The organism is Bacillus sp. AF23, assembly GCF_020861455.1.
In the GTDB taxonomy this organism is placed as follows: Bacteria; Bacillota; Bacilli; order Bacillales; family Bacillaceae; genus Bacillus; species Bacillus halotolerans.
Map to the genome: position 1 here is coordinate 23,291 of NZ_JAJHVY010000030.1, position 12,820 is coordinate 36,110.

Sequence of the window (12,820 nt, forward strand, 5' to 3'; positions counted from 1 at the left end):
TATCATAGCATACTTCTAACGCGTAAAAGCTGCCGGGACGCCGCCGTCTACTGTAATCATACACCCTGTCGTCTTTTCAGCTTTAGACGAAGCCAAAAACGCGATTGATTCGGCAATATCCTGCGGGTAAATATTAACCAAAAGCGTTGTGCGTTTCCGATAATGTTCCTCTAGCTGATCCGGCTCTATTCCATATGACGCAGCCCGTTCCTCCCGCCAGCTTGACCCCCAAATCGCTGAGCCTTGGAGAACCGCGTCAGGCAAAACTGAGTTTACACGAATGCCGTATTCTCCTCCTTCTGCCGCAATACATCGAGCCAAATGGGTTTCAAGTGCTTTTACCGAACTGTAGGCTGAAGCGTTTTTTCCCGCATAGACAGCGTTTTTCGATCCCACAAACACCATGCTTCCGCCTATGTTTTGCTGTTTCATTTGCTTAAACGCTTCGCGGGCCACGAGAAAATAGCCGGTTCCCAATACATTGATATTGAGATCCCATTCTTTTAGGCTTGTTTCGTCAAAAGGGCTTGATGTTGCCAGCCCGGCATTATTAACGACAATGTCAATGCCGCCGTAGGTAAGCGCTGCTTGTTCAAAGGCAGACTGTACCTCATCTTCATTTGTCACATCCATTTTGACAGCCATTGCGCGTCCTTCTCCGTACGTTTCGTTTATTTCCTCGGCAATTTTTTGTGCGCCTTCTACATTCAGGTCAGCCGCGATCACGTGTCCGCCTTCTGCTGCAAAGTGCCGGCAGGCTGCACTTCCGATTCCGCCGGCGCCACCTGTTATCAATGCTACTTTTCGAGAAAATTCTGCTTCCGGCGGGGCCAGCGTGAGTTTATATAATTCCAGCGGCCAGTATTCAACATGATAGGATTCATTTTCGTTTAATGAAACAAATCGTCCGAGTGAGGCAGATCCTTTCATTACAGCAATAGCTCTCTGGTATAAAGCACCGCTAACTTTTGACATGGCAAGGCTTTTTCCCGTATTGACCATTCCAATGCCAGGAATCAATATGACACGCGGCGCTGATTCAAAGATTTGATCCCCTTCCTGCTGATTGCGTGCAAAGTAAGCTTGATACTCTGCTTTGAAGCGCTCGATCCCTGACTTCAAAAGATCCTCCAGCTCCTGTACATCTTGCGTTTCCGGATTCCATTCAATGTACAGCGGGACACGCTTTGTATGAACGAGGTGATCCGGACACGCAGCGCCAATTTGAGAAAGCTCCGGCGCTTGCACGCTGTTTACAAATTCTAATACCTCTTCATGATCGTCATAGGAGAGGATCATTTTCTTTTCATCACTTACAGCTCCTCGGATAACAGGCATGATACCCGCCAGAATTTGTTTCCGCTTATCTGCTGTCAGTGACTCGTATCGCCTGCCGCCGAATCGCTGTTTTTGGTTGAGGCGTTCATGAATGTACTGCTCAGCTTCTTGAATAATGGAGATCGTTTTCTCATAACACTTCTCTGACGTATCTCCCCAAGTGACTAAGCCGTGTTTTTCCATTAAGACAAGCTCGGCATTTGGATTGTTTGCCACGCCGTCTGCGATCATTTTAGACAGAGTAAATCCCGGGCGAACGTATGGCACCCACACAAACCGGCTGCCGTAAATATCTTCGGCAATTTGTTTTCCATGATCTGCGCAGCAAATACTGATAATCGCATCCGGATGGGTATGGTCAACATGATTGTATGGCAAAAATGCGTGTAAGAGTGTTTCAATGGAAGGGCGGGGATGTTTGCTGTCTATCATACAATGAGACAAGTAATCTACCATTTCTTCATCTGACATCTGGTCTCTTTCAATCAGCGGACGGATGTCATCTAATCTCAGACCGGTAAAGTTATGCGCTTTCATTGTTGCCAAGTCTGAGCCGCTTCCTTTTACCCACATCACTTCTGTTTCGCGGCCTCTGAAATCCTTCTCCGTTGTTTTCATCGACGTATTGCCGCCGCCCCAGTTGCATACAGTGCGGTCTGCACCGATTAAATTGGACCGATACACCAACTCTTCAACACCCTTAGGCAGCTGGGCGGCATGTTCTGATTCCCATACATGTTTCACCATTTCATCTTCCCCCGTCCCTTTTATTTGTATCCGCTTTCATTATATATGATGTTTGTTTGTTTTTGAATACTTTTTGTTTGTTTTTGTTTTTATCAAGAAACAAAAAAAAGAAAGCAGCAAAGATATGCCGCTTTCTTTTTCTATTAAGATTCAATTTTAAATTTTTTCGTAATGTCTTGAAGTTCTTCCGCCATGTTCGCCAATGTTTCAGCTGAAGAGCTGATTTCCTCCATAGACGCAAGCTGCTCTTCCGCCGAAGCTGCGATATCTTGAATGCCCGCTGAGCCTTCTTTCGCTACTGCGGAAATCTCCTCAACCGCACTTGATACTTCCTGTGACCCGACTGACAGCTGTTCAACCGTCGCATTCAGATTTTGCAATTCACCGGATATTTGCGATGTCATCTCATAGATTTGCTTAAAGCTTTCAGCTGTTTGATCTGTAATTTGCAAACCTTCTTTTACTTCATGATTCACGGATTGGAACATAGAGAGCGACGTGCTGATTTCTCTGACAATCTCTTGAATTAATCCTTCAATTTCCTTCGCAGAACTTGCAGATTGCACAGCAAGTTTTCTGACCTCTTCCGCTACAACAGAGAAGCCTCTGCCGTATTCTCCGGCTCTGGCTGCCTCAATTGCTGCATTTAAAGCCAACAAGTTCGTTTGATCGGCAATGCCATTGATTACATTTAAGATGCTGGTAATGTCCTGAGATTTTGTTTCAAGGCCTTTGACGACGGCTTCAGCTTTTTGAACGGATTCATCGATTGTCTTCATTTGGCCGACTGTGTGCTCTACCAGTTTTTCTCCGCTTCCGGCTGCCTCAGAGGACTGGATTGAAGACTTTGTAATGGTCGATGAAGCCTGGGCCACTTTTGATATGCCGTGGTTCATTTGAGAAAGATGATCTGAGCTTGTTTCCAATTTCTCGCTTTGCGCCTCGTTGCCATTCGAAAACTGTTCGATTGCCAGCGTAATGTGTTCAGTCGCCTTACTCGTTTGGGCCGCACTTGCCGTCAGTTCTTCAGAAGATGATGCGACATTTTCTACAGACGTTTGAATAACACCGATGACAGAACGCAATGATTCAGACATCTCGTTAAAGCTTTCTCCTAGCTGGCCAAACTCATTTTTCGACTGAATATCAATTACTTCCGTTAAATCTCCGCTGCTGATTTTCGCAGATGTTGAAACCAGTTTTCTTAACGGTTTGGTGATGGCGCGTATAATAAAGAGAATGAGTATGCCGCCGATCACAATTGACACGCATAGAATGATAACGGCAGTGTTCAGTACCGGACTTGAAGCATCTTGCAATTCACTGACAAAATACGTACCTGCGATTTTCCACCCTGTCAGTTTATTTGTCGCAAATGCCATTTTCTTTTCTTTGCCTTCGAAGGTGTATTCAAATGAGCCGTCTGCTTTTGAATATACCTCTTTTGTCCAGTCGCCGGATCCAGTTGTTCCTGGCTTAATCGTCGGATGGGCGATATATTTTTTGTTGCCAGTTGTAATAAATGCAAAGCCGTTTTTACCGATTTTTATTCTCTGTGAAGCTGTCAGCACTTCATCCAGATTTAAATCAAGCGCTATGACCCCTGAGCCATCTTTTAATTGTTTGGAAATCGTAACAACGATATCTCCTGTCGCTTCGTCAGTATACGGCTCTGAGAAAACAGCCTGTCCTTTTTTTGCAACGGCTTGTTTGTACCAGTCACGTTCTGTCGGATCGAAACCTTTAGGAACGCCGCTTTCCGGATATTTGTAGAGCTTTTTATTTTCTGAAGCCGCATAGATTGCTCCTACATCGGCATTTAGTGTTGTGTACTGCTTAAATTTTTCATTCAGTAAGGTTTTATTTTTGCCTTGTAATATGTCCTTATCAATCGTCTCACTGTAATAATCTATTGCTTTTACTTTATTTTTCAATTTGTTTTCAAGTGTGCTGTTGAGTTCTTCAACGTTTCCTATTGCACTATTCGTGAGTTCCCTGTCCAGCGCGTTCCAAGCTGATTGATAACTGAAATATGCTAATACCCCAATCGGCAAAATGAGCACTGTCAGAAACGCAGCGATAAGCGGTTTGCTGATTGATGGCTGTTTGATCCAATGTATGAATTTTCCCATTCTCGATAATTCCTCCTTTAAGCTAAAAATAATATCGTCAAGCTAGGATAAAAGCTTTAATAAAAAAACTAAAAAAAACACCCAAGTGCAGAACCTTGGGTGTTTTGACTCATTATTCGATTTTAAACCGTTTTGTCATATCGCGAAGCTCTTCAGCCATGCTTGAAAGTGTTTCTGCTGATGAGCTGATTTCTTCCATAGAAGCAAGCTGCTCTTCGGCTGATGCCGCGATATCTTGAATGTGGGCTGAGCTTTCTTTAGAAATCGATGCAATATGCTCAGACGCTCCCGATACCTCTTCAGAGCTGGCAGAAAGCTGCTGAACCGTCGCACTCATGTTTTGCAGTTCTCCGGCTATCTGGTTTGTCATTTCAGAGATTCGTTTAAAGCTTGTCTCTGTTTGATCTGTGATGTCAAGGCCTGTTTGCACCTCTTGGTTCACAGACTGGAACATGCCGAGAGATGTGTTGATTTCTTTCACAATTTCAATGATGAGCGCTTCAATCTCTTTAGCTGAATCAGCGGACTGTACAGCCAGCTTTCTGACTTCTTCCGCTACGACGGAGAAGCCGCGCCCGTATTCACCCGCGCGCGCCGCTTCAATGGCAGCGTTTAGTGCAAGCAGGTTCGTCTGGTCAGCAATACCGTTAATCACGCGCAGAATGTTTGTGATGTCTTTTGATTTGGTTTCCAATCCGCGAACAACTTGTTCCGCTTCTTTCACGGACTTGTCTATCACGTTCATTTGGCCGACAGTCTGATGAACAAGCTGTCCGCCCGCACTCGCGATTTCTGTCGATTGAACAGATGAATCTGTAATGACTTCAGAAGCTTGAGCCATATTCGTCAATCCGTCATTCATCTGATAAATATGCTCCGCCGCTGTTTCGATGTTTTCATTTTGTTTTTCATTGCCGTTTGAAAATTGTTCTATTGCCAATGTGATATGCTCGGTCGCCTTGCTTGTTTGCGCGGCAGATGCCGTCAATTCCTCGGAGGAAGCGGCAACATTGTCTACCGAATCCTGAATGGCGTGTATGAGAGAGCGAAGTGAAGACGCCATATTGTTAAAGCTTTTGCCCAGTTCGCCCAGTTCATCTTTTGAACGGATATCAATTGTTTCCGTTAAATCTCCCTCACTGATCCGCTTAGACGAACCGACAAGCTGTTTCAGCGGTGTCGTGATTGATCGAATAACCAATGTCATCACGATGATACCAACGAGAATGGCTGCAATCAGGACAATTAATGCGAGGTGAAGCACAGGCTTAGCCGCATCGTGAATCTCGTCCAGATACATCGTTCCGCCTATCTTCCATCCCGTTAGCTTGTTCGTATCAAAGGCCATTTTTTTCTTATCGCCGTTCATGCTGTATTGAAAATCGCCTTTATCGGCAGACAGCATCTGTTCAAGCCAGTCGCCTTTCAATTCGGTTCCTGAAGTCTCATCAGGATGCGCAACGACCTTTTTGTCTTTCGTCATAATAAAAGCATAGCCTTCTGTGCCGATGTTCACTTGTTTCGTCGTTTTCAGCAGGTTATCGATCGTCATGTTGATCGCGATAACGCCTGATCCGTCTTTTGTCTGCTGGGCAATTGTCACAACCATTGTATTCGTAGATGCTGTTTTGTATGGATCTGTTATGACGACTTTGCCGTTATTGGCAACCGCTTTTTTGTACCAGTCCCGTTCAACGGGATTATAATCGCTTGGCATCGGCAAATCCGGATAACGGGTAAAGCGCCCGTCTTTGTCACTCGTATAAATGGATTCCACGTCTTTATTGATTTTAATATATTGTGAGAATTTCTCTTCAATGCTGGCATTGCTCTTTGCTTTATATTTCTTTTGTGTCAGCCATTCACTAAAGTATTCGGCGCTGTTTTCTTTTTCTCCGATGCTGGTGTTAATGATGTCGTTTAGTTGCTGTACATTTTCTAGGGCGCTTCCCATCATCTGTCTGTCGAGCGAGCTGCTGGCAGACTCATAAGCAATCGCAGCTACTATGGCAACCGGTATGATGAGAATCGATAGAAAGGAAACAAGAAGCTTCCGTGTAATTGATCTCTGTTTGATAAGTTGGAGTATTTTTTTCATCAGTTCATTTCTCCTTTTTTATGCTACCCTTCATATCGGCTGAAAATGGGTAAATATATACATTAAAAAAGAAGAAATTCAAGAAAAATAACTAAATCCCTATTAAAAATTAGTGATTTAGACCTATTAATTATCCAATTTAAATCGTTTTGTCAAATCTCGCAGCTCTTCGGACATTTTTTCAAGCGTCTGCGCCGATGAGCTGATTTCTTCCATGGAGGCAAGCTGCTGCTCGGCTGAAGCGGCGATATCTTGAATGCCGTCCGAACTTGCTTTAGAAATAGCGGCGATATCTATAGAAGCAGCGGATATTTCCTGAGAACCCGCCGACAGCTGTTCAACCGTCGCATTCATGTTTTGCAGTTCTGCGGCAATTTGATTCGTCATTTTTGATAGATGGTTAAAGCTTTGTTTTGTTTCGTCTGTCATGACCAGGCCTGTTTCCACTTCTTTATTTACAGATTGAAGCACGTTTAATGATGTATGAATCTCTTTTACGATTTCGCTGATCAGCGATTCAATTTCCTTAGCTGAATCTGCCGACTGTACCGCAAGTTTTCTCACTTCTTCAGCGACCACAGAAAAGCCTCGTCCGTACTCGCCTGCTCTCGCCGCTTCAATGGCGGCATTTAATGCTAAAAGATTGGTTTGATCTGCGATGCCGTTGATAACACGTAAAATATTTGTGATATCCTTTGATTTGATTTCCAGGCCTTTGACCACTTTCTCCGCTTCTTTCACAGAATGATCAATCGTATTCATTTGGCCGGCTGTTCTCTGAACGAGTGTTTCCCCTGCGCTTGACACTTCGGTGGCGTCTGCAGAGGTTTCTGTAATGACTGCCGCTGCCCGGGCCAGCTCTGCCAGTCCGTCGTTCATTTCGTTAATTTGTTCTGTTGTCGTCTCGATTCTGTCGCTCTGGTTTTCGCTTCCGTTTGAAAATTGTTCGATCGCCATTGTAATGTGTTCAGTGGCCTTGCTTGTCTGATCTGCGGAAGCTGTCAGCTCTTCTGACGATGAGGCGACATGTTCTACAGATTCTTTGATGCCGCAGATCAGCGAGCGGAGAGAGTGCGCCATATTGTTGAAGCTTTGGCTCAGAACCCCGAGTTCGTCTTTTGATTTGATTTCTATCGTTTCTGTTAAATCGCCTTTGCTGATTTTTTCAGCTGACGCCACGATGCGTTTCAAAGGCCTTGTAATCGACCGGATGACAAAATAAATCGCCGTTATTCCGGCTGCAATGGCAATGGCCAGAACAACTGATGCCATAACAAGAACCCTGCTTGCGGCATCATGAATCTCGTCGGCATACATCGTGCCGCTGATTTTCCAGCCTGTCGTTTCGCTTGTAGCGAACGCCATTTTCTTCTTCTTTCCTTTGTGCGTATATTCAAAGTCGCCGCTTTTGTCTTTGTAAAGTTTGTCTATCCACTCCCCTTCTAACTGCGTTCCCGCTTTTTCACCGGAGTAGGCGATGATTTTTTTATTTTGGCTGAGGATAAAGGCATAGCCTTCTTTACCAATACTGATTTCTTTTGCTGTAGCCACAAGATCATCGATTTTCATATCCATGGCGACAACGCCTGATCCGTCCTTTGTCTGGCGTGCAATGGTAACAACCATTTTTCCTGATGAAATGGATTCGTAAGGTTCGGTCACAATTGTCTTTCCTTTATTAGCCATCGCTTCTGTGTACCAGTCACGTTCTAAAGCATTAAAGTCACTCGGCATGTCTGCGTGCGGATAGCGTGTGAATGTTCCGTCTTTGCTGCTTGAAAACACCGCAGCGACATTGTCATTCATTTGAATAAATTGTTTAAATTCTTGTTTGAGCTCCGTTTTTTCCTTGTCTTTCAACCTGTCTGCTGTCGCCCAATCGCTGAAAAACGAGAGGCTTTTTTCAGTCGTTTTGATCTTGCCATCAATAATGTTATCTAATATTTGAACGTTTTCCTTTGCGCTTTGCGTCATCTGTATGTCAAGAGATGCAACTGCTGATTGATAAGCGCTTACGGATAGTGCCGTAATCGGGACAATTAAGATCAGCAGGAAAGAAATAATGAGTCTCCTGGCAATTGATGATCTGCGAATGGTGGTGAGTGTTTTTTTCATTCCTCTTGAACCTTCTTTCAATAATTTACAAATTATATCGACTGATATTCCTTTATCTTACATTGAAAATGAAGGAAAAAATGAAAAATAGTTCAAAACTCACCGATTTAGACAGGTCTTTTATATTATTTCTTATACAAAAAAACAGCGCTTCATAAGCGCTGTTTTTTGTCTTATTCAATTTTAAATTTCTTTGTCAGATCACGGAGCTCTTCTGCCATCTGCGCGAGGGTAGTGGCTGATGAACTGATTTCTTCCATAGAAGCAAGCTGCTCCTCGGCCGATGCAGCAATGTCTTGAATGCTTGCCGAGCTTTCTCTTGAAACATCGGCAATTCCGCTCACTGCTGCCGATACATGCTCTGAACGGCCTGACAGCTGTTCTACGGTTGTATTCATCGTCTGCAATTTGTCTGCAATCTCATTTGTCATGCTGAAAATACTTTGGAAGCTTTCCTTTGTATTGTCTGTGACAACTAGCCCTGATTGCACTTCTTGATTAACGGCTTTAAACATGTGAAGAGAAGTTTCGATTTCTGCAACGATTTCCTGGATCAGATTCTCGATTTCTTTAGATGAATCTGCAGATTGAACGGCCAGTTTACGCACTTCCTCCGCTACAACAGAGAAGCCTCGTCCAGATTCCCCGGCCCGCGCCGCTTCAATGGCTGCATTTAATGCCAGCAGGTTTGTTTGATCAGCAATCCCATTGATGACTCGTAAAATACTCGTGATATCTTTTGATTTTTCTTCTAACCCTTTCACCACTGCTTCAGCCTGCTGAACCGACTCATTAATTGAATTCATCTGCCCGACTGTCTGCTGGACAAACTTCTCGCCTGTACCCGCGATTTCCGTTGATTGGATAGACGCTTTCGTAATGTCTGATGATGTTTGTGAGACTTGCTGAAGCCCTTCATTCATCATGTTCAGCTGATGAGAGCTGGACTCCACTTTTTCGCTCTGCTCTTCGTTTCCGTTTGAGAACTGCTCAATTGCCATTGTAATATGTTCCGTCGCCTTGCTCGTTTGCCCGGCGGATGCAGTCAGCTGTTCGGATGATGCGGCAACATTATTAACCGAGTCTTGAATGGCGCTGATAAGCGAACGCAAGGATTGTCCCATTTCATTGAAGCTTTCGCCAAGCTCGCCCAGTTCATCTTTCGAACGGATCTCGATGGTTTCTGTCAGATCTCCGCTGCTGATCATTTTTGATGATTGAACCAGACGTTTTAACGGTTTTGTGATCGAACCAACGATAAACAGGATTAACATCCCGCCTGCCAGTATTGAAGCAATCAGCACGATCATGCCTGTTGTCAGGACAGATTTTGAGGATTCCTTGATTTCACTCATATACATGGTGCCGGCAATTTTCCAGCCAGTCAGTTGATTTGTCGTATATGTCATCTTTTTATCTTCATGATACAGGGTGTACTGCAGCTCGCCGCTGTCCTTGTTATACATTTTGGCAACCCAGTCGCCAGACAGCTTTTCACCAGCCTTATGGTTTTGATGGGCAACATATGTTTTGTTTTTCGTCGCGATGAAAGCATAGCCTTCTTTTCCGACTTTAATTTGTTTCAACTGTTCTAACAGTTTATCAATTGTGATATCCATGGCGACGACGCCTGAACCATCCTTCAATTCCTGAGCAATGGTAATGACCATGCTTCCGTCGCTGGCTGCCACATAAGGATCGGTCACTACGATTTCACCGCCGGCTTTCATTGCATCCTGGTACCAAGAGCGTTTTCTCGGATCGTAGCCATCCGGCAATTTTTCTTTCGGTGCCTGTACATATGTGCCGTTTTCTGCCCCTCCGTAAATTCTGGCTACGTCTTGGTTAATGGAAACATATTGCGAAAACTTGGTTTTAAGCTCTTCCTGTTTGGATTTTCCTTTAAACGCGGAGCTTTTCAGTGATTCGCTGAAAAAGCTGACGCCTTTCGCTTTTGCTCCTAAATCATTTGTAACGGTTGTATTAAATGAATCGACACTATTTTTCGCATTTCCCATGATTTCCTGATCCAGTTTTCCGCTTGCTGAGCGGTAAGAACTGAATTCCAATATAAGAATCGGAATGATTAAAATCACAACAAATGAAATAATTAGTTTTCTAGAAATAGACGGTTTTGTCAGCCAATTGATAAAAGTCTTCATATCCAGCTTCTCCTTCAGGTTTGATACAGTATATATCGGCTGCTTTAAAAAGTTTTTAAAATAGAAGAAATTTCCTTTTCAACATTTCTCTGTCTTTTTAGCTTTCATTGCCCAAGCCTTGTGCATAGTTTATAAAAAACAAGGGGGGCTTCAGATGATTATTGTATCCGGGCAATGGCTCCGTCCCCAAGACATTGAAAACTGGCAAATAGACAAAAACCTGAATCCGCTGCTAAAAGAAATGATTGATACACCCGTTCAGTTTGATTATCATTCGATCGCTGAACTGATGTTTGAGCTTCATTTGCGCATGAACATTGTTGAATCGGCAAAAGCGCTGCATAAAAGCGGGGCGAAGTTCGCCACCTTTGTAAAAACATACGGGAATACAGCGTATTGGCGGGTTTCACCGGAAGGGGCTCTGGAGCTTAAGTATAAAATGCCGCCTTCAAAGGCGATTCGGGATATTGCAGAAAACGGCCCGTTTTACGCGTTTGAATGCGCGACGGCAATCGTTGTGATTTATTACTTAGCATTGCTTAAAACCATCGGAGAAGAAAAATTCGACGCAGCCTTTGACAGAATTATTTTATATGACTGGCATTATGAGAAATTGCCGATATATACGGAAACGGGACATCACTTTTTCCTTGGAGACTGTTTGTATTTTAAAAATCCTGAATTTGATCCGCAGAAAGCGCAGTGGAGAGGCGAAAATGTGATTTTATTAGAAAAGGACAAATATTTTGCTCACGGCCTGGGAATTTTAAACGCTCAGCAAATTGTTGATAAGCTGAATTCTTTCAGACGAAAAGGAGCCGTACAGTCAGCTTATCTCCTTTCACAAGCGACCAGACTTGATATTCCGTCACTCTATCCGATCACCCGCTAAAAACCCCACCGTCTATTTTGGGGACGATGGGGTTTCAAATGCTTTTCGTTTTCGATAGAAAGGGGCTGTGCCGACATACTGGTTCGCAGCCCATTCCATTTTTTCAAGGTCATTTCTCGTCACGATGGGATCTTGGCTGCTCCACTTGATAAACCGGACAAAATAATACCCTTTGATGGGAGCCATTGTAACTTTTGAATGAGGCCAGTCTTCAAATACAAACTCAATTTTCCCTTTCTTTTTATAAGAATATTGAAGAATGTTCATCGTCTGTCACCTCTGTTAGTTATGTTACGATTGGCAAAGCTCAGCTATCAGCGTTTTCACGTCAGCGGGCCCATTGAGCATTCCGACTGATTGCCCCGCCCACAGAGACATGTGACCGGAATCTTTGGCTGCGGCGGCATGTTTTCTCATCGGTTTTGTTAACGTGTTTTGCAATGGATAAGGAAGTGTATTTGCCTCTTCAGCTTGTTGCTCTTTCATCCATTGGTTGACTATCCCCCTTGCAGGCTTCCCCGAAAACAATGCGGTAAGGCGCGTGTCTGTTCCATGCGCTTCTTTTAATTCCTGTCTGTACGTTTCAGAGGCTGCGCTTTCCTCACACATAAGAAATGGAGTCCCGACCTGTACACCTTGCGCTCCGAGACAGTGAGCCGCTTGGACGCCGCGGCGGTCTGCAATTCCGCCTGCCGCAATCACGGGTACTGAAACAGCGTCTGCGGCTTGGGGAATCAGTGACATTAAGCCAATTGAAGACTCTCCGCTGACCGGCAGAAAAGAACCACGGTGGCCGCCTGCTTCACTGCCTTGCAGCACGATGATATCCATTCCGCGCTCTTCCAGCAGGACGGCTTCTTGCGGCGAAGTAGCCGTTCCGATAAGACAGCAGCCATTTTTCTTTAATAAATGAATGCTTTCATCAGGCGGAATGCCGAACGTAAATGAACAGGCTCTTACATTGTATGTAAGAATCAGATTTATTTTTTGATGAAAATCCTCCCACTCTTCCTCCTCTAAAGGAAAAGCAGCCGCCTGTTCCGCAAACGGAATGTTCTGTTTCCATGTGTGAACCGTTTTATCGTCCGGTGTCTTCCTTTTTTCCGGCACAAACACATTTACCTGAAAAGCGCTGCTGGTCAATTCCTGCATCTCGATGATTTGTTTTTCAAGCGTACCTGGACTGAGATATCCGGAAGCGAGACTTCCGAGCGCGCCTTCATTCGACACAGCGGCTGCCAGTCGGGGTGTGACCAGGCCGCCTGCCATCGGCGCCTGAATGACAGGCTTTGATAATGATAGTGCTTTCATCCATTGAGTCATAGAAGCACCTCCT

The 12,820-nt window shown here is 44.3% G+C and carries 8 protein-coding genes and 1 pseudogene; 1 reads left to right on the forward strand and 8 read right to left on the reverse strand.

The genetic code is table 11. The annotated features are described in order from the left end of the window. Positions 1 to 15 precede the first annotated feature (15 nt). The 6 genes and pseudogenes from LNN34_RS15935 to LNN34_RS15955 all read right to left on the reverse strand — a co-directional run bounded on the left by LNN34_RS15935 (position 16) and on the right by LNN34_RS15955 (position 10,592). Positions 16 to 2,085 (reverse strand): bifunctional aldolase/short-chain dehydrogenase, encoded by a 2,070-nt coding sequence (locus LNN34_RS15935; protein WP_229043805.1) that lies wholly within the window; start codon positions 2,083 to 2,085, stop codon positions 16 to 18. A gap of 143 nt (positions 2,086 to 2,228) precedes the next feature. Beyond that, entirely contained in the window at positions 2,229 to 4,217 is a 1,989-nt protein-coding gene (tlpB, locus tag LNN34_RS15940) for a methyl-accepting chemotaxis protein TlpB (protein WP_202647628.1), read from the reverse strand. A 112-nt stretch (positions 4,218 to 4,329) separates the two neighbouring features. Beyond that, complete coding sequence (locus LNN34_RS22120; protein WP_369810968.1) at positions 4,330 to 5,280, reverse strand: methyl-accepting chemotaxis protein; 951 nt, start codon at positions 5,278 to 5,280, stop codon at positions 4,330 to 4,332. After that, positions 5,275 to 6,315: pseudogene (locus LNN34_RS22125) on the reverse strand (cache domain-containing protein); the annotation flags it as partial. The gene LNN34_RS22120 and the pseudogene LNN34_RS22125, both read right to left, overlap by 6 nt. A gap of 126 nt (positions 6,316 to 6,441) precedes the next feature. Further along, positions 6,442 to 8,430, reverse strand: a complete 1,989-nt coding sequence (locus LNN34_RS15950) for a methyl-accepting chemotaxis protein (RefSeq protein WP_229043807.1) — start codon at positions 8,428 to 8,430, stop codon at positions 6,442 to 6,444. 173 nt (positions 8,431 to 8,603) lie between these two features. Further along, positions 8,604 to 10,592 carry a HAMP domain-containing methyl-accepting chemotaxis protein gene (locus LNN34_RS15955; protein ID WP_229043809.1) on the reverse strand — a complete coding sequence of 663 codons (1,989 nt, stop codon included), beginning with the start codon at positions 10,590 to 10,592 and terminating at the stop codon, positions 8,604 to 8,606. Between the two features lie 154 nt (positions 10,593 to 10,746). On the opposite strand from LNN34_RS15955, the gene LNN34_RS15960 reads away from it, so the two are divergent. Continuing rightward, a complete protein-coding gene (locus LNN34_RS15960; RefSeq protein WP_069486991.1) occupies positions 10,747 to 11,484 on the forward strand; it encodes a protein-glutamine gamma-glutamyltransferase in 738 nt (245 codons plus the stop codon). Positions 11,485 to 11,496: 12 nt separating this feature from the next. Here the strand turns inward: LNN34_RS15960 and LNN34_RS15965 are convergent, their stop codons facing one another. Both LNN34_RS15965 and LNN34_RS15970 read right to left on the reverse strand, forming a co-directional pair. After that, a complete protein-coding gene (locus tag LNN34_RS15965; RefSeq protein ID WP_024122638.1) occupies positions 11,497 to 11,751 on the reverse strand; it encodes a hypothetical protein in 255 nt (84 codons plus the stop codon). Between the two features lie 24 nt (positions 11,752 to 11,775). Next, complete coding sequence (locus tag LNN34_RS15970; RefSeq protein ID WP_069486990.1) at positions 11,776 to 12,807, reverse strand: nitronate monooxygenase; 1,032 nt, start codon at positions 12,805 to 12,807, stop codon at positions 11,776 to 11,778. Between the last annotated feature and the right edge of the window lie 13 nt (positions 12,808 to 12,820).